At 43.9% G+C, this 24361-nt stretch carries 17 protein-coding genes; 7 read left to right on the top strand and 10 right to left on the bottom strand.

Annotated elements, in window-relative coordinates; genetic code table 11:
• Positions 1 to 8: 8 nt before the first annotated feature.
• The 9 genes from BDI_RS16080 to BDI_RS16035 form a co-directional block, all read right to left on the bottom strand.
• Positions 9 to 680 (bottom strand): DUF2461 domain-containing protein, encoded by a 672-nt coding sequence (locus BDI_RS16080; protein WP_005859957.1) that lies wholly within the window; start codon positions 678 to 680, stop codon positions 9 to 11.
• A 37-nt stretch (positions 681 to 717) separates the two neighbouring features.
• Entirely contained in the window at positions 718 to 2922 is a 2205-nt protein-coding gene (locus BDI_RS16075; protein ID WP_011967204.1) for a patatin-like phospholipase family protein, read from the bottom strand.
• A 558-nt stretch (positions 2923 to 3480) separates the two neighbouring features.
• A complete protein-coding gene (locus BDI_RS16065) occupies positions 3481 to 4638 on the bottom strand; it encodes a 6-bladed beta-propeller (protein WP_008779065.1) in 1158 nt (385 codons plus the stop codon).
• Between the two features lie 31 nt (positions 4639 to 4669).
• On the bottom strand, positions 4670 to 6532 hold the full coding sequence (locus BDI_RS16060; protein WP_011967202.1) for a tetratricopeptide repeat protein: 1863 nt from the start codon (positions 6530 to 6532) through the stop codon (positions 4670 to 4672).
• A 56-nt stretch (positions 6533 to 6588) separates the two neighbouring features.
• Entirely contained in the window at positions 6589 to 8412 is a 1824-nt protein-coding gene (locus BDI_RS16055) for a M56 family metallopeptidase (RefSeq protein WP_011967201.1), read from the bottom strand.
• A gap of 17 nt (positions 8413 to 8429) precedes the next feature.
• Positions 8430 to 8792 (bottom strand): BlaI/MecI/CopY family transcriptional regulator, encoded by a 363-nt coding sequence (locus BDI_RS16050; RefSeq protein WP_005859967.1) that lies wholly within the window; start codon positions 8790 to 8792, stop codon positions 8430 to 8432.
• 114 nt (positions 8793 to 8906) lie between these two features.
• The gene (locus tag BDI_RS16045; protein ID WP_005859969.1) at positions 8907 to 9398 is read right to left on the bottom strand and encodes an energy transducer TonB; all 492 of its coding nucleotides are present in this window, start codon (positions 9396 to 9398) and stop codon (positions 8907 to 8909) included.
• A gap of 228 nt (positions 9399 to 9626) precedes the next feature.
• The gene (locus BDI_RS16040) at positions 9627 to 10850 is read right to left on the bottom strand and encodes a 6-bladed beta-propeller (protein ID WP_005859971.1); all 1224 of its coding nucleotides are present in this window, start codon (positions 10848 to 10850) and stop codon (positions 9627 to 9629) included.
• A gap of 109 nt (positions 10851 to 10959) precedes the next feature.
• Complete coding sequence (locus tag BDI_RS16035) at positions 10960 to 12375, bottom strand: tetratricopeptide repeat protein (protein WP_008779061.1); 1416 nt, start codon at positions 12373 to 12375, stop codon at positions 10960 to 10962.
• A gap of 185 nt (positions 12376 to 12560) precedes the next feature.
• Between BDI_RS16035 and BDI_RS16030 the strand changes: the two genes are divergently transcribed.
• From BDI_RS16030 to BDI_RS16010, 5 genes are all read left to right on the top strand, one after another.
• Positions 12561 to 13253 carry a succinate dehydrogenase cytochrome b subunit gene (locus tag BDI_RS16030; protein ID WP_005859976.1) on the top strand — a complete coding sequence of 231 codons (693 nt, stop codon included), beginning with the start codon at positions 12561 to 12563 and terminating at the stop codon, positions 13251 to 13253.
• 48 nt (positions 13254 to 13301) lie between these two features.
• Positions 13302 to 15245, top strand: a complete 1944-nt coding sequence (locus BDI_RS16025) for a fumarate reductase/succinate dehydrogenase flavoprotein subunit (RefSeq protein ID WP_005859978.1) — start codon at positions 13302 to 13304, stop codon at positions 15243 to 15245.
• 30 nt (positions 15246 to 15275) lie between these two features.
• Positions 15276 to 16031 (top strand): succinate dehydrogenase/fumarate reductase iron-sulfur subunit, encoded by a 756-nt coding sequence (locus BDI_RS16020; RefSeq protein ID WP_005859980.1) that lies wholly within the window; start codon positions 15276 to 15278, stop codon positions 16029 to 16031.
• Positions 16032 to 16453: 422 nt separating this feature from the next.
• On the top strand, positions 16454 to 17665 hold the full coding sequence (locus BDI_RS16015; protein ID WP_011967200.1) for a radical SAM protein: 1212 nt from the start codon (positions 16454 to 16456) through the stop codon (positions 17663 to 17665).
• A gap of 33 nt (positions 17666 to 17698) precedes the next feature.
• Positions 17699 to 18931 carry a glycosyltransferase gene (locus tag BDI_RS16010; protein ID WP_009016612.1) on the top strand — a complete coding sequence of 411 codons (1233 nt, stop codon included), beginning with the start codon at positions 17699 to 17701 and terminating at the stop codon, positions 18929 to 18931.
• 205 nt (positions 18932 to 19136) lie between these two features.
• Here BDI_RS16010 and BDI_RS16005 read toward each other — a convergent pair whose 3' ends face one another.
• Positions 19137 to 22274 (bottom strand): ATP-binding protein, encoded by a 3138-nt coding sequence (locus BDI_RS16005; protein WP_011967199.1) that lies wholly within the window; start codon positions 22272 to 22274, stop codon positions 19137 to 19139.
• 239 nt (positions 22275 to 22513) lie between these two features.
• On the opposite strand from BDI_RS16005, the gene BDI_RS16000 reads away from it, so the two are divergent.
• Together BDI_RS16000 and BDI_RS15995 are read left to right on the top strand one after the other, a co-directional pair.
• Positions 22514 to 23281 (top strand): LiaF transmembrane domain-containing protein, encoded by a 768-nt coding sequence (locus tag BDI_RS16000; protein ID WP_011967198.1) that lies wholly within the window; start codon positions 22514 to 22516, stop codon positions 23279 to 23281.
• Between the two features lie 7 nt (positions 23282 to 23288).
• On the top strand, positions 23289 to 24083 hold the full coding sequence (locus tag BDI_RS15995; protein WP_009016614.1) for a LytR/AlgR family response regulator transcription factor: 795 nt from the start codon (positions 23289 to 23291) through the stop codon (positions 24081 to 24083).
• Positions 24084 to 24361: the final 278 nt, after the last annotated feature.

The raw sequence follows: 24361 nt of genomic DNA, 5'->3' as shown, positions 1-24361 counted from the left end.
AGGGAGATTTAAACTCTCCCTAGATATTCATCTACCGTATAGTTTAAGAAACGATTGAATGGTAATAACAATTTAAAGTCATCCACCGCCTTATCCATCCAATTCTTAGCGTAAAAGAAATTATCCGGCTTATAAGACACCACGCTGAAATCCTTATGCTTCATGATATAACCATAAGGGGAATCCATTGGATAGCCGGCAGGCATGCGTTTCAGCATCTCCCCCTCTAACACCGGGAATGTTTTCTTAAATGTAGGTTCCTCGATAATAGCCGTAAATTCCTCGATATGATCGTATATATCCTGACGAAGTTTCTTTAATAGCGCAGGTGGCGGGCACCATACACCACCGGAAAGCAAGCAACCTCCCGGCTCCAGATGGATATAATAACCACCCCGTTCGCTGGCACGACCACCTTGGGAGATGTAAGCGGCGAAATGACATTTATAAGGAGTCTTATCCGGAGAGAAACGGATATCCCTGTATATCCGGAACAAACAATCTTTCGCCTCCAACCCGGCTACCTCGGGATCGAATAAAGAGATACGACCGATTAAATCCTGTACCTCATCGATAAAAACCTTACGTAGCGCATCGTAACGATTTTTATTGTCTTGGAACCATTCCCGATTGTTATGGCTCCTCAACTCTGTCAAGAACTCTATGATCTGTTCATTCATAACTTTCTATTTTTAATCCTTACAAATGTAAGAAATATTAGAAACTGTAACCCAGATTCAGATAAAATTGCAGGTTATTATTCCGGTTCGACAATCCGAAGTTCGTATTCATCGGACCGACTATACTGTTATAAGCATAACCGATACTACCTCCCCAAACGCTTTCTCCCTTGAAGAGATCGAAGAAATTATTCTCATGGATCGCATAATTAGCGATCAAAGAGATATAATGCCGTTGCCCGATACGCTGACGCAAGTTTAAGCGGACAATCGCCACGGAATTATCGAATATCTCCATATGGTTGATCCCAGCGAAAGGGAGTTGCTGGGGAAGATACCGTGCCGGCATATCGCCTCCCACCACATTCAAAAAGGGATAAGCCGGATCTTTCCCGATCAACACACGCCCATCGATGGAAGGTAACAGGCTCAAATGGGAAGTCAGCGGCAATACCGACAGGAAGCTGAGCTTCAAGGCGGAGAAGAATGTATGTCCTTTATAGGTCACGAAGTTATCCGTATAAATGGAATAATCCGCTTGCAGAGAAACGCCTTTACTCGGGAAGTAACGGCGGTCCAAGGTTTCCAGATGGGCTTGAGCGAAGTAGCTGATAAAACCTTCCGGTTTTACTTGATACTTTTGGTTTTCCGCCGTATAAAGGAATGAGTTATAATCGAAATACTCATAACGGGCTCCTAGCTTCAACTTGAAATTCAGCCAGTTCATATCCGAATACCCGAGTTCCACGAAATGATGGCGATACGTCGTATTTACGATCTTATCTCCCCTGTTATACACGTCGAGGTCATGGTACGTGAACATGTAAGACAGGTTAATATTACGCAATGGATTACGCTCTATCGCATAGTCCACCCGCCCATACATACGTTTCCCGATCCTCCCGGTTACGGAGAACTTCGAATGGTAACGGGCCCGATTGTCAAAAGTCACATTCAGCAATAGGGCGACGATATCCTCGCTATTGAAATTCAGGCCCACATTAATCGCGCTATTTGATTTTTCCTGTACCGTAAGCACCAAATCCTCCTGCCTCTCGCCGACTAATTTATAGCTTACATTCGAGTAAAGGTTTGTACCGATCACGATAGACATGGCTTCCTGCAATTTCTTCACGGTAAGCAAGCTATTCTCTTTCAAGCCGCTGATTTGCGTCAACCATTTCTCATCACGAGGATCTATACCTTCAAACAAGACACGCCGGATATGAAACGTATCGGTAGGGGCTACCGGATAGGAATGTACTAATCTCTTTCGGTGCATATCCGAACTATCGGATAAACCAATCTTCTTCTTTAAGGCAAGAATCTCATCCCATTGCTTGCGGGCGACTTGCTCACCCCGGTCAATCAAGGTATCCAAGGCCGTCTCCCCAAAACTAGCGGAATTATAAGGGTCTGTATTCGGGCGGAACAACAGATCGGTTTGTTCCTTATTCGGTCCGTATTTCTCATAACCATGCAAGGCGACGATCTGCCCTACGATATCCCAAGGGGTATTTATCCGCTCCAACTGTTTCAAGTCGCTAGTACCCAGATCTACGCCAATAATAATATCCGCCCCCATATCCCGTGCGACATCCGCCGGATAGTTATTCTTGATCCCACCATCTACCAACACCATGCTATCCAAACGTACCGGTGCGAACACGGCAGGAATCGCCATACTGGCACGCATAGCCAACGGAAGACTTCCATGATGGAAAACATATTCTTGGCCGTCCACTACATTCAACGCCACACAAGCGAAAGGTATATTCAATTGATTGAAGTCCACGGAATCATGATAGCCGATCGTTAGATTCGAGAACAGGTTCTGGAGATTTTGCCCTTTTATCATCCCTTGGATCGCTATCTCTTTTTTACTCCGCCCAAAAGGGAGTGAGAATACATAACGCTCGGAATTCTCTTTCTCCGGAAAAGTAAGGCTACTACGTTTCACCCGGTCGCTCAATAACATACTCCAGTCCTGCAATCTCACCATGCTATCGATTTCCGCAGCATTATATCCAACGGAATATAAGCCCCCCACGATAGCTCCCATACTAGTGCCGGCAATATAATCAATCGGGATGCCGGCCTCCTCCAATACCTTCAACACCCCGATATGAGCGACACCTTTCGCCCCACCGCCTCCCAGCACCAAGCCAACCTTTTTCCGCTCAGCCATCACAGAAGGCACCAACATCAACCCAACCAACCACAATAAAAGGAACTTCCTCATCTAGATATTCTTTCCGGCAAATGTAGCTGGTTTACTCGAAAACGCAAACGGATTCATCTAGAATAAAACGTATGTTTACCTATATATAAAGTTTATCGCTATCTCATCTATTCTATAAACCATGCCGTGAACTGTATAAACCAAGGCGTGGTCTGCACATTCCACGGCGTGGTTTATACAGTTCACGGCGCTGATTTAAGAATAAATACTTATTCGCTATGGAATGCATAGGTTATCGGAGAGCTATTTCAATAGGAGAGGAACATTTTATTTCCGGAACATAAGTGGGCAATCGATAGTATTTGATACGGCCTCCCTAAAATTAATAGGCATTTCTCGCTCAAATCGATTTAAGAACACACGACCAGAATAAAGCTTCTTATAAATCAGGGTCATAATTTCATCAACGATTTCCATTTTTTCAACTGGTGCAGCGGTATAATGTCTCACAGAAAACATGTACATACATGATCGGAATCAAGTATGTACGTGTTTATCAAAAAATAATATAGCCATCAACTTACTTTTTTCCAGCAAGGTAGCAGCCGGAGCAATATATTACTTTTTCTTTTTCAGCAGCATGACCACAGGATTCGACTCTTCATCCAAGTTTGCGGCGATCTCCTTCAACTTTCCTTTTAGCTGGCCTTTCTCGTAAGCCTCAACTAAGTCCGGGGCATCTAGAGTTTGGCAGATAGCTATTTCGGGGTTTCTTGGCTCTGATGTTAGAGAGACTTCTTCCTTATTGATGAAATCATCATTGTATAGAATATAGCTGAATAAGGCATTTTCTTGTTTATCATACACCAGATCTTCACCAAGGAAACCTTTAAACGTCGTAAAGTCAACCTCTTTTCTCATGGTTCTCATAAAACAGTAGCGATCGGTGATAACGGTTGGAAAAAGAAAGACTTTCGTATCCATGGAGGATATGGAAGGGCTTCTTACGATAAAAGGACTCAGATTACCATCCGGCAAGTAATGGAATATGGTATCAGACGATGTATTGACAAGTATCCATTTATCCCGATCCGGGAACGTAAGATAAAATTCCGGCGTAATGACAAACTCCCCTTCTGTCACAACCGGAGTCTCAATACCCTTAGAAGGAATCTGGATCTCATGGGTGATACGGCCATCTTGTTTGGAAATAATCAAATGGCACTCCCGCTTGCCTTTTTCCGATGGATAACTCTTATAGCAAATCAAATGATCACGATCATAATTAAATATATAATTATAATAACTGGTATCCGTGAACTTAAAACTCCTTTTATAGTTTCCCAATAAGTCATAGACACCTATTTTTCTCGCCGGATTATCCTTGACGAATATCTCATCGTTATCCTCATCCAAGACAAGCCCTGTAAGCTGCGTGTATTCCTCACCGCTTTGCCCTAAACGGTTTATCTTCCTAAGTCCCTTTCCGTTTTTATCGAAAACAAGAATATCCCCATCACTGCCCCGATTCGTCACCAGCATGATATCCTTTCCGATCGCTTTCACGGCACCTTTAGTTATAAAATCATCCGTGGTTTCCAATGCGATGTATTCCACGTCCATGAGGTCTTGAAGTATCAGTTCCTTTTCCGGATAATCGGCCATGACATCAACCCTTATAAGGTTATCGACAGAGGAAGCGGACCGATTGCCACATCCCATACATCCGACTAAAGCGAGCAGCATAGCCACTGCGTTCGTAGTTAATTTTCTCATTTTCATAATGTTTAAAGTCTTTCGTTCGATGTCATTTCTTGCTCTTTAGCGCTTTCTCTTTGTTCATCATCCGTATCATCTCTTTTACCTCATCGGATGTCTCCGGCAGTTGTTGGATCAGAGATTGGAGTTCATCTATAGAAAGCTGGCTTTTCCGGTTATCTGGAGCCAGCATGGTTTGCTCCGTGATACCCCGTTTGGACATATCCGAATTTAATGACTCCAAGAAAGGCCGGGTAAAAGTCAAGTTACTCAGATCCGACTCGTTTTTCAACAGTTCCTTTGCGTAAGTCACTTGAGCGAATACACCTCTCTGTAGCTCCTCCGCATTCTTGAATCCGGAGATATCCGGATGGCTATATAGGTTCGCGATCTCACGAAGCAATTCTACACGAGTACCCTTCACCTTCCACGCCCGATAAAGCAGACGGGCCGCCTCCTCTATCTTACCCGAGCTTCTGGCGCTCATGGCACGAATCTCCATGACCATCTCCGATTCCTCCGGCAATTGATTGATCAGGTTACGCAAATCCACGATAGAGATCTTGCTCTTTTTCCCATCCGGGTCCATCATAGTCTCCTCCGCCACATTACGGAAGAACATATCCTCATAGAAGGATTGCAGAAGCGCCCGGCTAAACACCATCGTCCTCTCGTCCGCTTTTTTCTTTAAGCTCTCATTCATATAAAGTACCAAGATAAAAAGCCCTCGCTGACGATCCTCTTCGCTCTGGAATTTAGACACGTCAATCTCACTATACATATGCGAGATCGCCGCTAGGAAATCCAGTCGTTCCGGATTCTTCTTCCATGCCTCATAGTAGAGACGGGACGCTTCCTTGTATCTCCCGTCTTTTTGGTAAGTCTCCGCACGGAAGGCCAATAATTGATTTACCAAGAAACGATTGGGTTCCAATCCCTTTTCCGCCCGGTCAAATAAGTCGTAAGCCCGCTTCCGGTCATACGTCTTACCCAAGGCGGAACCCAATAAGAGGCATACCTCGACCGAGGTCGTATCCTGCTCATATGCCATATCCAAGATATCTACCGAGGGCATATACAGACCGGCATAATACTTCGAGGCTCCCCCATATTTCAAGGTAAGGTAGGTGGAATCACCATCAGCCAACAAACTGGAATAGACAGAATCCGCCTGAACAAATTGTTTCACGATATATAGCCCCAATCCTTTACTACGCAATAATTGACGATTCCCGGGATTATAAAACAAGGCGGTATCGCAAATCGCTATTCCTTCCGATATATAATCCGGGCTACTAGCCCCCATCCGATACAATGAATTCACTAACGCAACCGCCAACCCCGCATTCTCACGATTCAAGTTATACGCCTGAAAATAAGCGGTCGTAGCGGAAGGATATTGTTCCATTCGAGTATAGCAATCGCCAATCGCACGGTATAAGACAGTATTATCCTCATTCTGAGCTTGCAATTTCTCATAGGCATCAACTGCTTTCTCATACTCCCCCAATTGGAAATACAGACGTGCCAACTGATAATTAGCGTAGAAGTTCGAGCTATCGGCGGATAAGACCTGATGAAAATATCGCTCGGCATCCTCCGCACGGCCTAAGTTCGTCGCCGTCCGAGCCAAGATGTTTAAGATATCCAAGTTCGTCGTATCCATAGAAAAGCAAAGACGGTAATAGTCATAAGCCTTCTGATACCGAAGCATACCCTCATAAGCCTGCCCGATAGCGTTCATAATCTCATAATTCGAAGAATCGGCTAATGTAAGGCTATCAGCATGAGCGATCACAGCCGCATATTGCTTACGGTTCACCAAGTCTTGCCAATTAAACTCTTGAGCATTCCCGGGAAAAATAAGGCAACAAAGTAACAGAACTGTAACTAAATTACATTTCTCATTCATATCTGTATGTTTTTAAGATTACTGATTAAGCGACCAACATAGCCTCTATTCTTATTTCACTGTAACCGGAAAGTAATAGGCACCGTATATAAGACGCGGACCGCCTTTCCGTCCTGACGACCGGGAGTCCACCGGGGCATCATTCCGATGACTCGCAAAGCTTCCGCATCCAAAGAGGGATCTATCCCCCGTATGATTTTAGGTTCCACGATATTTCCTTTCTTATCTACTACAAACGAACAGATCACACGACCTTGCACTCCCGCTTCCTGCGCATCTGTCGGATACTTTATGCTTTGAGCGATAAACTTCAATAATTCACGATCCCCTCCGGGATATTGCGGCATCACGTCCACTACCGTCAAAGTCTCTTCCTTCGCTTCTTCTACCGGACTTTTCAAACGGAACGTAATCGGGACCGTATATTTCACGGCGACCGCCTTTCCACGTTGCATTCCCGGATTCCAACGAGGCATAGTGTTTATTACCCTTACGGCCTCCTCATTCAATAAAGGAGTCACTCCCCGAAGCACCTCCGGATTATTGACGGAACCATCACGCCCAACGATAAACGAGCAGATTACACGCCCTTGCTCCCCGTTATCCTGACTCTCTTTCGGATACTTTATATTCGTGGCTATGTATTTCAACAACTCCGCATCCCCACCCGGAAAACTAGGCATCTTCTCTACCACGGTAAATACTTGCTCGTTCATCTCACGGGATTTGGAAGATAAGGACAAATGGGTATTATTTGTCATATCAGCAGCCAAGACCTCTTGAGACTCCCTTCCTTGATAGCTGCATCGCAAAATCGCATTCGCAGGGACCTCCAAAGAGAAAGCCCCTTTCCTATCCGTGATAGTCCTCTCTTTACCGCCCTTCACCACAACTGATGCCCCGATCAAAGGCTGCCCGGTCTCATCAACCAGAATGCCCGTAGCCGTCACCATAGCGTTCGAGACCGTAGCCTCATTCGCCAGACGGACAGTCAAACGGGCTACCGCCTCGATATTACTTAACAGCATCAAGATCCCTACCAATGGAATAAATATCAGATATTTCGTACGTACGATACCCGGGCTCCGCTTCTTGTTCATCATCATAATCCGGTTCTTCAGATGCAGCACATTGAAACTATTATACAAAGTAGTAACGGACTGATGATGAGCCAATCCCAATAAATGGTATTGATAGCTCTTACTATCGTAACCAGACTGGATCACCGTGTTATCCGCCAGATACTCCAGATTATGCCTAACCTCACGCTTCAATAACCATACAAAAGGATTAAACCAGCAAGCCATACACATCATCTCGCTCAAGATCACGTCAATCGAGTGCCATTGGGATACGTGCGTACATTCATGTGTCAATATCTCATCCGTTTCCTTATCCGAATGACTCTCCGGATGCAAGAAGACCATACGGAAAAAGGAGAATGGCCCGGCGGCCTTCCGCAACGCATAAACCGGAGTTTCATGAATAACAACACGCTCACTGGTATGAGCCAACCATAAGATACTGCTTAATTGCACGAGAAAACGTCCGCATAAGAACGCTACGATCCCCCAATAAATAAACCCCAAAGATCCCAGCAACCATCCATACCAATCCACGGACGCCGCGGCATCCGCTTTCGCCGTCGCCTCAGGCAACATAGCGGAATACATATAAATCACATCTGCTATAGGCTCTTGTTGCCTTACCCAATCTTGGATGTTCAGCAAAGGATAAAACAGAGCCAAGCCAAAGAACGCCAGCAATATCGCACGACGTAGCTTGAAGAACGTGTCCTTATAGAAGAACAACCGGTAGAAGGCGTAAAAGAGTACAAAGGCTACATTTACCTTCAATAAGTAGGCAAATTCCGGTGTCATGGTATGTGGGATTTAGGTTATTCTTTTCCTTTCTCAATCAAATCGATGATATCCTTTAGATCATCCGTAGAGATTTTCTGATCTTTCGCAAAGAAAGAAACCATTTCTTTATACGAGTTAGCGAAATAATTCGTTACCACGCCGCCAAGGAACGTACGTTTATATTCCGTTTCCTCTATCAAAGGACGGTATTCATACGTATTTCCATAACGTTTCGCCTTCACGTACTTCTTTCGCTCCAGATTCTTGATCACGGAAGCGAGCGTCGTATAAGGAGGTTTCGGGTCCTCGTATTTGGCCAGCACATCTTTCACAAAACAAGGACCGATCCGCCAAATCCAGCGCATCGCCTCTTCTTCCTGCATCGTTAGCTTCTCCATAAATCTTATCCTTTTATTAATGTATATCCACAAAGCTACGAAATAGTCGTAAACGGCATGCGGAAGGCACGTTAATTAACATTAAATAAGAATCACAAGACCTGCAATCGTGAATTATTGCAACTTAAATGTGATCGGCACCGTATATTTCACGGCTACCGGCTCGCCTCTTTGCGTGCCCGGTGTCCAACGAGGCATCATTTGCAAAACTCGAACCGCCTCTTGGTCTAATGCCGGGGAGATTCCTCTAATGACCTTGTAATTCGTAAGTGTTCCATCCTTCGTTACCACAAACGAACAAATCACACGGCCTTGCTCTCCTTTGTTTTGGCTTTCTTGTGGATACTTTACATTCTTGGCTATAAATTTCAAAAGCTCCGCATCACCGCCGGGAAACTTCGGCATCACCTCTACTACCCTAAATACCTGCTCTCCATTTTCCAGCGTATCTTCGTCCTCCGCTTCCACCTGTACTTGCTCTTGTTTTTCTGCCTTTGTTACATCTGTCGGAACACTTTCTTCTTTTTGTTCCGAAGACTGTCCGCATCCTACGCACATCGCCAAAGCGAACAGGATGATCATTGTGTTCATAATCGCCTTTTTCATTTTCAATCAGTTTTAATGTTATTTATACCGTTATTACACATACTTACCAACCTCTAAGCATACCCGGATATTACGTCGGTTTCGCAAACATACGAAATATTCGTAATATAAATATAAACAATATGTTAAATAACACTAATAGCCATCAAAGACATAGAAAAGATAAAAGAACATAGCTTCTATCGCTAGATTATTACAAGAAGTACAACCGAGCGATACATATCGAAGTCAAATAAGCGAATAGAACACAAAAACCGGATTGCCCTCCTCTCCTTTTAAGTCCAACTCCTGCGGAATCGTGATCGAGTGAAGCGACTTATATAAGTTTAGCTCATACGGGGTCACTACTTGTACCAACTCATCTTTTATGACCCTCCCCCAGACCGGGAAATTCCGATAACTTCTCGTACCCTGCATGCCATGTTGAAGGTTCGCGTCCGCCAGTTCATAGATAGACCCCGGCATCTCGCATTTTTCCACGAGTGTCTTTCCCGTCTTTTTATCCACAGAGGCGATATAATAGCCTTGGTTATACAATAAACGGAAATAATAATGTGCCGGAAACTCAATCATATCTTGCACAAAGATATCCTTGGGGTCCTTTTTTTCAATTCGCAAATTACTCATGTCCGTAACATCCAACGAACGAATCACTTCCGCATCCGAGTTTTTCAGATCAAGGACACAAGCCGCACTTATTCGATCCGCCGAGATACAGAAGACCGTATCATTACTACCGGTCTTAAACAACACGGAGTTTTGCGCATCAGAATAAGCGGAGGCGATACTTGTCGTGAACCCGCTCTTCTCATGGGGTAATAAAAAGGAATAAAAATCATTCTTGATCGCTATCGTATCCCCTTTCCTCGAAAATAGGCCCAATCCGAATCCCCCTCCGTTGAAAGGCTGAAAAGGGAATGATATGGCGGCGAAACGATCCTTTCCGATATGACGCATATAGATTACCGAATACTCATGGGTGGATTGTCCGATAAATTCACCTTCTAACGTATATTCCCAAACTCGATTATTACTAAATAAAAAAAGGCGATCATTACGTTCGTCCACTTGGATACATGGCAGAATACCGCTAAATTCACCCGGCCCCTGCCCTTCTTTTACCAACGTCCGGATAAAACGCCCTTGCCGATCGAACAGGACGATACGGGGCTCTTTTACGGGAAACACATAGATATATCGATCTGTCACGGCATAATCATAAACTCCGTCTATCAACGAGGCATCATCCGTGGTCACCTCTAAAGGGACAAAAGTAACCCCCTTGATCTCATCGCCTAATTCCAATAGCCCCGGTTTATCCATCCCCCCTCTTATATCCGCAGTTAAAAGAGAGGACGCTTCCGTTGGCGAAGAACCGCATGACACGAAACAAGAAACGACAAAAACACTATTTAAATAAAACAAGATAGAGGCTAACTTTACACTTTTCATAACCATGCTTTTTTGCCTCCAAAAATATCCCGTATATCTCACAAATCACATAATAAATGAGAACAAAAATGAGAACAAACCTGCCAAGACCGCTATAAATATATAATAATCAAAAGTTTGATATAAACTCCACAAATGCCTCCGTAGAACCTTCTTTCTTAAAAATCTTCCGGAATAGACGAGGACGAAGTACCGAACTATTATATTTCAATACCCGTGTGATCTGGTTGGCGGGAACACCGATTTTCGTGAGCATACAGGCCTTCAACTCCGTATCGGAAATAACAGGATATAGCTTTTTCAGCCGTAAGGTAAAGTCATCATAAGCCTTATTCAACAAAACCTCCAAAAGCTCCCAATCCTCAGAGATAATCTTGCCGGCATCCCGATCGTGAAACTTCTCATAGACCTCCGATTTCCGCAAGATCGCGACAGATAATAAATGCTTACTCTCCTTATTAAGAATCGACTCGTTACAAATTTCCAGCCGTTGTTTTTCCAATTGTAAGGAAACCAACATCAACTCTTGATCCTTTTCTTCCTTTATTTTCGTAATTCTTTTTTCCAAAAGGGTGATTTGCCGTTCATTCTCTTCTTTTTCTTCTCGCATACGTTGTTGCTGGCTAGCAATCGAACGTCGCAAGGCTTCTTCCCTTCGAAGAGCGTTTTCCTGCGTATTTCTCCATCGCCGATAAAGGAGGAAGCAAATAAATAGGATTATGCCGATAATAAATGCGTACAGATAACGCTCCTGTCCCCTTTGTAATAGCATCAACTCTTTCTTAGACAAGTCCTCACGGATCGGCCTTACATCATAGCGGGAAGTGATCTGATAAATCGATTCTCTCGCTGATAGTGATCCGATAGAATCCCGTAACATCTCGTATTTCTTGACCTCGGTCAGTATCCGGTCTTGTCCGGCCGCATCGTTCAATAACTGATATTGAGCACTCGCTTTTCTCAAAAAAGACATAGCCTTGCCATATAATTCCTGCTCGGCGTACAGCATCCCCATTTGGTTATATAACCTTCCCCAGAATTCATAATCCCAATTCTCTCCCTCATATTCCAACGCACGTAAATAGCATTCCAAAGCTAGGGACGGTTGATCCATATCCTCATAGACTTTCCCCCGGTAAAACCAAGCTTTGGGAGGCCAGTAACAGCCTCGTGTCGTCCTATAATAATCCGTAGCGATAGAGATTATGGAATCCGATGTATGCCTCAATCCCGCCTCATCCCGTGATTCGGTCCATAACAGACAATAACGGGCTTTCTCTCGAAGCGATAATCCATTGATATCCCTCACTTTCTCTAATAACACCAAAGCACTGTCCGGATGATGCGGAATCAATTTCTCTACCTGCCAGAACAGGTTGCCATGCTTGTCGCTCCTATATGAAAAAAGCACAAGAACCAAGATCACGATCGTAAATAATAAGATCGTAAACTTGATCCCTATGGAAAAATGCCGTGACCCATTCAAATCCTTACGCATATAGGCAAATGTATATAAATTATTCATAAGGAAAGCCTTTTCCTTCCGCATTATTCCATGTGTCGGGACACATGCCCTGACCTCTCCCATTAATGCAGAAATATTTCTTTAATCGTTTGCGCAATATATGGATTTAGCATACCTTTGCGTGATAATTACATAGTTTAAGTAGAAATTTCTAAATACAATTAAATAACTTAAATTATTATCTTATGTGGTTACTTAATTCTTCTATCGGGAAGAAGCTGATAATGAGTATATCAGGCCTCTTTCTTGTTCTGTTCTTATTGTTCCACCTGTCGATGAACGTGGCGGCCGTTTTCTCCGGAGAGGCTTATAACATGGTTTGTTCGCTGTTGGGCTCTAATTGGTACGCTGTGGCAGCTACTCTCGTATTGGCCGCAGGCGTTGTGATCCACTTCGTGTACGCTATCATTCTTACCTTGCAAAACCGTAAGGCACGTGGTAACGACCGTTACGCTATCAACGCTCGTCCGAAAGGCGTGGAATGGGCATCTCAGAACATGTTCGTTTTGGGTTTGATTGTTATCCTGTTCATGCTGTTGCACTTCAGCCAGTTCTGGTATAAGATGATGTTCGCCGAATTGATCGGTCATCACGAAGTTGCATTGGGGTCAGCTATGGTATCTCCACAAGACGGAGCCGCTTTTATCAACTATTACTTCCAAGGTAATGCCGTGATCACTGTTCTTTATTTGATCTGGTACGTGGCTTTGTGGTTCCACTTGACTCACGGGTTCTGGAGCGCTATCCAAACAATTGGTTGGAATAATACGATCTGGATGAACCGTTGGGAATGTATCTCTAAGATCGTAGCTACGGTTATTTGCGGACTTTTCGCGATCATTACTATCATCTTCTTCCTAAACGGAGTAGGTGCTTAATTGCAAGCTACAGGTTTTATAATTAAGAACTTTTGAAATTAAATCATTATGTCTGAAATAAATTCTAAAATACCTCAAGGCCCGTTGGCTGAGAAGTGGACTAATTATAAAAATCACCAGAAATTGGTGAACCCCGCTAACAAGCGTCGTTTGGATGTTATCGTAGTCGGTACAGGTTTGGCCGGAGCTTCCGCTGCCGCATCTTTGGCAGAGATGGGATTCAACGTATTGAACTTCTGTATCCAAGATTCTCCCCGCCGTGCGCACTCTATCGCCGCTCAAGGTGGTATCAACGCCGCTAAGAACTACCAGAATGATGGTGACTCTGTTTACCGTTTGTTCTACGATACGATCAAAGGTGGTGACTACCGTGCTCGTGAGGCTAACGTTTATCGTTTGGCTGAGGTTTCTAACTCAATCATCGACCAGTGCGTGGCTCAAGGCGTTCCTTTCGCTCGCGAATATGGTGGTTTGTTGGATAACCGTTCATTCGGTGGCGCTCAGGTATCGCGTACGTTCTACGCCCGTGGCCAGACGGGTCAGCAGCTTTTGTTAGGCGCTTATTCAGCGTTGAGCCGTCAGATCGGTTTGGGTAAGGTTAAGATGTACACTCGTCATGAGATGTTGGATGTAGTTAAGGTAGACGGTCGTGCTCGTGGTATCATCGCCCGCAACTTGATTACAGGTAAGATCGAGCGTTACGCCGCTCACGCTGTAGTTGTAGCTACGGGTGGTTACGTTAATACGTTCTTCTTGTCAACCAACGCTATGGCATCTAACGGTTCCGCCGCATGGCAATGCTACAAGAAAGGCGCTTACTTCGCTAATCCTTGTATGGTTCAGATCCACCCGACTTGCGTACCGGTGAAAGGTGACTTCCAATCTAAATTGACTTTGATGTCCGAATCCTTGCGTAACGACGGCCGTATCTGGGTTCCGAAGAAACTGGAAGACGCTAAAGCTCTACAGGCCGGAACGAAGAAAGGTAAAGATATTCCCGAGGCAGACCGTGATTATTATTTGGAGCGTCGTTATCCGGCATTCGGAAACTTGGTTCCTCGCGACGTGGCTTCTCGTGCCGCTAAAGAGCGTTGCGACGCAGGTTTCGGCGTGAACAGCACGGGCTTGGCCGTATTCTTGGATTTCTCCGACGCGATCAATCGCTTGGGTAAAGAGGTCGTTAAGCAGAAATACGGTAACTTGTTCGATATGTACGAAGAGATCACGAACGATAATCCATACGAGACTCCGATGATGATCTACCCGGCATTGCACTACTCAATGGGTGGATTGTGGGTTGACTATGAGTTGATGACCTCCATTCCGGGTCTGTTCGCTATCGGTGAGGCAAACTTCTCCGATCACGGAGCGAACCGTTTAGGTGCTTCCGCTTTGATGCAGGGATTGGCCGATGGTTATTTCGTATTACCATACACGATCCAGAACTATTTGTCCGACCAAATCCAAGTTCCTCGCTTCAGCACGGATCTGCCGGAGTTCGTCGAGGCAGAAAAGGCCATCAAGGATCGTATCCAAAAATTGATGAACGTCAAGGGTAAAGAAACCGTAGACACTATCCACCGCAAACTAGGTCATATCATGTGGGAACATATCGGTATGGCACGCGACGCAAAAGGTTTGCAAGAAGCTATCCAGATGCTGAAAGACTTGAAGAAAGAGTTCTGGAGCAACGTATTCATCCCAGGCAACGCAGACAACTTGAATACCGAGTTAGAGAAAGCATTACGTGTAGCCGACTTTATCGAGATCGGTACATTGATGGCACACGATGCTTTGGACCGCGCTGAGTCTTGTGGTGGTCACTTCCGTACGGAGCACCAGACAGAAGAAGGTGAGGCCTTGCGTCATGACGATAAGTTCATGTACGTATCTTGCTGGGAGTACCAAGGCGAGGACAAAGATCCTGTCATGTTGAAAGAGGATTTGAACTATGAGTTCGTTGTTCCTCAAACACGTAACTACAAGAAGTAATAATCATCAATCTCAGAAAAAATTAGAATCATGGATAAAGATATAAGTGTAACACTTAAGGTTTGGCGTCAGAGAGGTCCGAAGGAGAAAGGACAGTTCGAGACATACAAAATTGAGAAGATCAATCAGAGTGTCTCTTTCTTGGAAATGTTGGATATCTTGAACGAGCAGTTGGTCAACGAGGGTAAGGAACCGATCGTATTCGATCACGACTGCCGCGAGGGTATCTGTGGCATGTGTTCATTGTATGTAAACGGACACCCGCACGGACCGGCAACTGGAGCTACGACTTGCCAGTTATATATGCGTCGTTTCCACGATGGAGAGACGATCACGATCGAACCGTGGCGTTCCGCAGGTTTCCCTGTTATCCGCGACTTGATGGTAGACCGCTACGCTTACGACAAAATCATCCAAGCGGGTGGTTTCACATCTGTCAACACAGGTGGTGTACCCGACGCTAATGCGATACCTATCCCAAAGAAGGACGCAGACTTAGCCATGGACGCTGCCGCTTGTATCGGTTGTGGCGCTTGTGCTGCCGCTTGTAAGAATGGTTCCGCTATGTTATTCGTATCCGCTAAGGTTAGCCAGCTGGCTTTGTTGCCTCAAGGTAAAGTCGAGGCTGCTCGCCGTGCCAAAGCTATGGTCGCTAAAATGGATGAGCTTGGCTTCGGTAACTGTACGAACACACGTGCTTGCGAGATGGAATGTCCGAAGAATATCTCCGTTAGCAACATCGCTCGTTTGAACCGCGAGTTCATTTGCGCTAAATTACAAGACTAATATTTGATTAGTATATCATGGAAAAGGCGTCTTTCTCTAAAAGAAAGGCGCCTTTTTGTTTTTGTTATATGTCGTAAAACATAATTTAGCATTATAACCCTTGACAGGAATTGAAAAGTCCGTATATTTGCATCGTGGTTTTTTCATAATAGTATTAGATTTAAGGTTAACAAAGTTTGGTTAGGGCTTGTCGTGAGACAGGCTTTAATTGTTTATAGACCTACCTTTTAAACATGGACCATAAAATACTGCAAATAGAGATTGTTTAGCGTCATTTTATCGTCGATCTTTGCCTTTAAAGATCATATAGTATATGCTAATAAGTATTTTATTTGGCTTCTTATGTTATTTTCTCCGGGTGTTGATCAAACACAAGGAAAAAATCATGCGCCAGATAAGACAAATGGTAAAACAAAAATAAAATGGACAAAAAACGAACCACCAGTTCTTTCAGGGCAATGAGCACGGAAAGAAAACTCGAGTCGATCTTCCTTTTCGTAACAGGCCGATGCAACGCCAAATGCGCAATGTGTTTCTATGCCCAAGAAATGGATAAGAAGCAACCCGACCTCACTTTCGATGAAATCAAGAAGATATCAGAAACCGCCGGGCAATTCAATCGATTATGGATATCCGGGGGTGAGCCTACCTTGCGTGAGGATCTACCGGAAATATTGGAGTTATTCTACAAAAACAACCATATCAAAGATGTGAACATCCCTACGAACGGCTTAAAACCAGACCGGATCGTCGAATGGGTAAAACGGTTCCGCCAGAACTGCCCGGATTGTAATATTAACGTAAGCCTTTCCTTGGATGGTTTCGGTGCGACCCACGATACACAGAGAGGCGTACCGGGCAACTTCTATAAGGCCTTGGAAACCCTGCGTAAGATACAGGAGAATTTCGGAGATGACGGCAAAGTCTTAAAAAATATAGCAACCGTTATCACGAAATACAATATAGACCAGATAGAAGACTTCATGACTTGGGTATACGGACGTTTCCGCACCTCCACGCATACAATTGAGGCTGCCAGAGGCATGACCCGTGACGATGGCGTGAAAATCCTAACCGAGTCAACGCTACGCAAAATACAAGATGACATATCCCCTATCTATTCAGCTTATGCGGATCGGATGGTAGCGGATACCACCGGCTTAAGGAAACCGATCACACGCTTCTTCTATCTCGGCCTTATACGTACCTTATATAATGTGCGTGCCAGCAACATAGATCACCCGACCCCTTGGGGGATGGATTGTACGGCCGGAGAGACTACCTTGGTAATCGACTACGACGGACGTTTTCGTGCCTGCGAGCTACGGGAACCGCTCGGAAATATAAAAGAGTATGGTTGCGATATAAGTAAAGTGATGAATAGCGAAGCGATGAAACAGGAAATAGCCGCTATCGGACATGGGTATAAAGCCAACTGTTGGTGTACGCACGGCTGCTGGATCACCTCATCCGTCATTTTCAATCCACGTAAGATGATTCGCTCCGTATATAAAGGATACCGGGAAACGAAACGATTGAATCATCCCTTAGCCATCAATGAGCAGAAACTACAAACGATGGAAGCCAAATACCATCTGGACATTGAGCGTTTGCGTCAACTGAATATCCGGTAAACAAGACCCTCATAGCCCATAAATAAACGTAGCATGAAAATACTATTAGTAACCAGAGGCTCACAAGGCGACGTCCTTCCTTATTTGGCCATAGCGGCCGAATTGGAAAGACGTGGCCATGAGGTGACCATCAATCTCCCTCAAATATTCGAGGAGACCGTTAAACCCTACGGATTTAAATACGTATTGCAGCAGTTTGACGATATCGGCGGCATGATCGATAGCGCAGCGCAAAACTCACATAAATTCCGGCCATTCCTTAAATGGATGAGGAACGTGATCGATAAACAGTTCGATCAATTGATTCCCCTACTAAAAGAGCATGATATTTTAGTATCGACCAACTCGGAATTTGCTGTCGCAAGTATCGCCGAGTATTGCAAGAAGCCCTTGATACGTACCGCCTACGCCCCGTTCTTGCCGGGTAAGAAGATTCCCCCGGCCGTATTGCCATTTCCCAAACCCAACCCGATCATCACCCCCGCCATCCTATGGAAGTTGATGAACCGGATGACCAATTTCATGGTCAAAGACACGATCAACAAGAACCGGGCTAAATACGGACTCGCTCCGATTCGTAATTTTGGTTATCATGCGGGAGAGCGTTCATATAATTACTTGCTTTTCAGCCAGCACCTAGGAAACATAGATCCGGACTGGACGTTCAAATGGTCGATCGGAGGCTATTGCTTCAATGACACTTTTCAATATGATGAGAAGGCTTACGAGGAAATGATATCATTCGTCGACAGCGCTCAAAGCCCTATTATCTTTTTTACCCTCGGGAGTTGTAGTTCCAAGGATGGTAACCGTTTTAGCAAAGCCTTGGTCGATATTTGCAAGAAACATGATTATCGGCTCATCATCGGTTCCGGTTGGGCAAAGACAGGAATCACCTTACAAGCGGATAAACATTTATTCTTAATGAAGCAGCCGGTTCCGCATAATTTGATATTTCGGCACTGCGACGGCGTTATCCATCATGGAGGTTGCGGCACGACCCATAGCGTAGGAAGGGCGGGAAAGCCCCAATTAATCACTCCGTTGATTATCGATCAACCCTATTGGTCCTATCGAATCCACCAATTAGGGTTAGGGCCGGAAGGGCTTAAGATAGCGAAAGCGAGCGAGCAGGAGATCGAACGCAAGGTTTGTGATCTGGTCACCAATCCGCTTTATAAGAAAAATGCCGCTCATATAGGCGAGATGATCCAAAAAGAGGGAGGTATAAAGAATATATGCGACTCTATCGAAAGATTTCAATGAGGCATAAGTTCCTATTAGATTTTATTACATGTTACAAAACACAATTTAGCACTTAAACTATTGACAAATAATAGTAACTCCGTATATTTGCATCGTGGTTTTTTCATAATAGTATTAGATTTAAGGTTAACAAAGTTTGGTTAGGGCTTGTCGTGAGACAGGCTTTAATTGTTTTATAAGGTCTGCTTCCCGCAAAGCCCTTCGATTACATCAGAATAATCCGATGCGTCAATAAAGTTGATATCTTGTCTTTTAAGATCTTCCCATTAATCGGTTTCGCCGTATAGGCATCAAATCCACTATTAATGATCCGTTGCTCATCTTGGGCGAAAGCATAAGCCGTCACCGCGATAATAGGCACGCTAGCAGAAACCTTACGAATCTCTGCGGTAGCCTCGTATCCATCCATGACCGGCATCTTTATATCCATCAAGATCAACTGAGGTTTGTGCTGATGAAATAGCTCCACAGCCTCCTTTCCATTCCATGCATGAATCAATTTATATTCAGGCTTTAATATAGACTCAAACAGGCGATAATTACTGGAATTGTCCTCAGCGATCAAGATCGTAACCTCACTTCGGGCGATCTTCTCCAAAGTAACAGGCTTCTGCTCTTCACTAGGAAATAATTCTTTCTTCGGCTGAAAAGGCAATGTAAACCAGAACCTAGAGCCTTTCCCTTCCACGGAATCAACCCCTATCGTTCCTTTCATCTGGGTAACAATCATCTCACAGATACTTAAACCCAATCCTGTTCCTTGAGCGAAAGTGTTCAGTTTCACAAAACGTCCGAAAATATCTTTCCGTTTATTCTCCGGGATTCCGCAGCCCGTATCCTCTACATAGAACCACAACGTATTATCATCCCGCAGTTTATAGCCAAATGAGATCAATCCTGCCTGCGTAAATTTCATGGCATTGTTCAACAGATTGATCATCAGTTGGGACAGACGATTTCGATCCGTATAAATCACGCAAGGCTCCAGATAATCCTTAAATGAGATCTGTACATCCGGATTCTTATTCTTCAAATGAGCCGATTGCTCCAAATCCCTCAATACAGCGTTAATATCCACATAGTCATAAGTAAACTCCAAGGTACCCGCCTCAATCTTTGACAAATCCAAGATATCGTTTATCAACTGCAACAATAGGGAATTATTATTCTCGATAATATCAGCGAATTCCTTCTTATCCTCAAGGTCATCGGTCGAGGCGAGGATATTAGAGAAACCTACGATCGCATTCAACGGTGTACGTATCTCATGGCTCATATTAGCTAAAAACGCAGATTTCAATTTATTCGACTCCTCCGCCTTATCCCTAGCCATTCGAAGGTCATGTTCCAATTGCTTACGCTCGGTAATAGATATCGTAGACCCGATCAACGCTTTCGGTTTACCGGAAGCATCATATTCGACCATTACCTGTATCTCCTCCCACTCATGGCGATCTTCTCCCGGAATCAACCGCTCCAGACAATATTCTTTTCGTACTTTCTTTATTTTCCCATTACACAAATCATCGAAAGCCTTTTCCACGCAAGCCCTGAAAGACGGGTGTATCTTGCTGAAATATTCCTTCAACGAAACCTCATGGGTATGCACCTCTGCAGTCTCTATATTATCTCCCGGATGTACTTTCGACTCATAGATAATCTTCCCTTCAGCCAGATTATATCGCCACGGTAAAAGATCTGCCGCCTCTAACGCCATAGCCAGCTTATGATTCATGGCTTTCAAATGCGTCTGGAATTTATGGATATCCGTAATATCAATAAAAAACGCATCAACCACATTCTCTTCCGAGGTAGGCATGATGATAATCGTATAGTAAAGCCCTGTCGGCTCAAAATAATACTCATAAGTGAAGGATTTTCCACTCTCTAAAACCGTAGGCACTGCCGATAGAAGCAAAGGATAACTCCCGCCAATCAAATTTGCGATCTCTTTTCCACGCTTATTTACCACAAAATCTTTAGGAGCGATTTTCTCCTCGAAAGCATGGTTCACATCTAAAACCTGCACATCGATTTGCGTACCTTCTCGAATCAGTCGCTGCCGTATATAAGGTAACGGCATATTATTAAATAAATCACGGTAACGGGACAATAACCTCAACTCTACTTCCTTCATCTTTTGCTTAGAACGATACACGTAATGCCACGCTAAAAACACGACTACCAGAAAGAATATCAGAAAGCCTAACAGTTGCATCCAATATTTTTCCAAGAAAGAGGGAGGCGCATTCAAGTAGATCGCATCACGCGGGAAATTATCTTCATTAGATATCGCACTTATCAACGAAGCATAATTCAAATATTTATGAGGATCATTTACCGTCGAAACCGGGATCTTGCCCATATCTTCACCGTTATAAACTTGTTGTAGCAAGGGGATTAGAGCAGTCTCAATCGTTTTAGCGCTATTATAATATCCACCAATCGTATATCCTTCTTCCACACCCATATCATATAAAGAAAAAACAGGATGCCTAGAAATACCGTTTATACCTTGATATAAAGTACTATATAATAACGAGTGATTCAAGAAAGGTTTCTCGGTAATCCACGAGTAATACATCACGGCTGTCGCTCGATGCGGATCTTTCTCCGACAGAACCGCCAATAAACTATCCATGGAGCAAGAACCCTCCGTATAAAAATCCACTTTCCCCTCAGGGAAAGAAGTTTCCATATGTTTCTCCATCTCATCCCGGAGCCATGTGGAAACATAACGTCTGTCGGATATGAAAATCAGACGTTTCAAACCCGGGATTAATTCCTTCACCAAGTCGATCGAACCTTTAACATAATAAGGGATAACCAATCCCGTAGCGTTATACCCCTTAACCGCCTCTTGTAAAGGAATCACCCTATCAGAGGAATGCCGCTGATTAAAATAACATTCATTTTCTGCCATTTCCCCCGTCTCCGAACAGACCAGAGTGGGAATATCCCCCCATTTCTCCCGGATCTTATCCCGCATAAAAGCCCATCCATTTACGCCTAAGTAGATAATTCCATCCGGCTTCTTCTTGTTAGCTTCAAAGAAGACCTCTTGTTTCTCTTTTAATTTCTCTGGCGTATCAACCAACATCACGCTTATATGATCTATCCGGAGAGTGTACTCCTCCGGGGTAGCGAACTTCGAGATCATGTTTAATAAATTACCAGACCAACGTTCGCCATCCACATATGAATTTATCACCAATACATACGATTCCTCCTTGACCGGATATGAAGAACTCCCATAAGCCGGAGTCGGCATACCGGCTATCAAGCATAAAATCAATCGAAAATAAAGTATTATTGCCTTTAAATTTATAATATTTCGTATCATTCCCTACATTCCTCTATTGCAGTTGTAAAGACAAAGATATTCCTTAATTATCAACTAATCTTATCAAACTAGTTTTTTTATCAAGTTTTGGTGTCAAATTCACGTTTCTTACAAACTAAAGGCTTTTTTAATCGGGATTATTCGGTTATTTACCGATACTCGTATAGAAATCAGCGGTATTTACTTGTGTATAGAATGACGAACCCGTACATTTGATAAAAAACAAAAAAATGGAACTTATGGATATGAAAGATTATGACATCGATTTTAAAGAGAAGAGGACAAACGGGTATCTGATCGCTACCTTATTTATCATTGTCGGTATATTATTTTTACTGCGGAATCTAGGAATGATAGATCCATCCTTATTTGACTTGCTTGTATCTTGGCCGATGCTGCTTGTCGTGTCGGGCATCTTTACGATTTTCCACCGTAATCCGGTAGGAGGTATGCTCCTCGTAGGCGTGGGAGTCTATTTCCTTTTCCCGCAGTTAAATTGGATCACGAACGATTTTTTACGTGTATATTGGCCGTTAGGATTAATCCTGTTAGGATTGGTCATCATGCTGAAGCGGAAAGATTCTATCCGCACGAAAAAGCATAAACGTCCCTTTAACCATCCCCCTTTCGGGCACAGAAAGCCTAACGATGAGATCAACTACGAGACAGATAACGGTTTCGTATCGGTTGACACCACTTTCAACTCGGTAAGGCACATCGTACTGGACCCCGTATTCAAGGGGGCGGACATAGACGTATCTTTCGGCAACGTGATTCTTGATCTTAAAAAAACAACATTAGAGGCTGATGAAACCATCATAAACATAGATAGCTCCTTCAGCGGCGTAGTAATATACGTTCCTAAAGGATGGCTGGTTCGTCTAAAGGTTGGTTCTTTCTTGGCTGGATGCCAAGATATGAGGGAACTGACAGAAGCAACCGACATGACGCATACACTATACATATGTGGAGACTTGTCGTTCAGCGGCCTTGAACTAAGAGACTAAACTCATCATGCAAGAACATCCTATTACAACATCCATATTACATAAAGGGCTGGGAAGCCTATTACTACTTTTAGCCATAGCGATCCAATGCGCATTATTAACTCTTTATGGCGATCTTCCGTTGAGCATCACTTTGGTCGATAGCCTACTTTCCATCGCATTGTTCGCCGTAGCGGGATATTATCTTTGGTATGTACAATGTACGTTACATATCATGCAAGCACGAGTGGCTTTCGCCGTACTCGTACAAATCGCTTGCATAGCCGGATGCTCGATCTTGCTACAAATATTCGGATTGGAAGATTGGGAGGAATTCTCGATCACGATTCCTTTTCGATTCCTGTTCGGCCTAATGGCATGGATCATTCTATCCCAATGGTATGCCAGTCGGGAAAGAAAGAGTGAGGCGGAACCTATCGTGAGACAAATGGAGGAAAAGACGGCACCTCCCCCGACTACCGTTCCGGAGGAGATTCTAGATCGTATATCCGTAAAAGACGGGGCACGTATTCATATCATCCCGATAAAAGAGATATTCTATTTGCAAGCATGTGGCGACTATGTGACCTTATTCACCACTTCCGGTCAGCACGTAAAGGAGCAAACCATGAAGTATTTCGAGCGAAGCCTTCCTTCTCCGGAGTTCGTTCGTATACACCGCTCTTATATCGTTAATACGGAACAGATATTGCGAGTAGAACTATTCGGAAAAGAAACCTATCAAGTACGATTAAAGGATGGAACCTATCTTCGTGCCAGTAGCGCTGGCTATAAGCTACTCAAAGAACGTCTTTCCCTTTAGCAGTCCTATGAAAGGGATCTAATCATCGTTAAAATTAGAAGATTTTGATTGTAATATATAGAGCTTTATGTTGTGTAACACTTTTTAGCAAGCATCGACATGTTACTTAACATATATTAGTTGCAAAAGACTTGACAAATGGTCTTGACGAACGTATCTTTGCATCGTGGTTTTTTCATAATAGTATTAGATTTAAGGTTAACAAAGTTTGGTTAGGGCTTGTCGTGAGACAGGCTTTAATTGTTTATAGAGGTTTGCTTCCCTAGATTTACATATAA

The organism is Parabacteroides distasonis ATCC 8503, from assembly GCF_000012845.1.
In the GTDB taxonomy this organism is placed as follows: domain Bacteria; phylum Bacteroidota; class Bacteroidia; order Bacteroidales; family Tannerellaceae; genus Parabacteroides; species Parabacteroides distasonis.
This window is presented reverse-complemented; position numbering and strand designations above follow the sequence as displayed.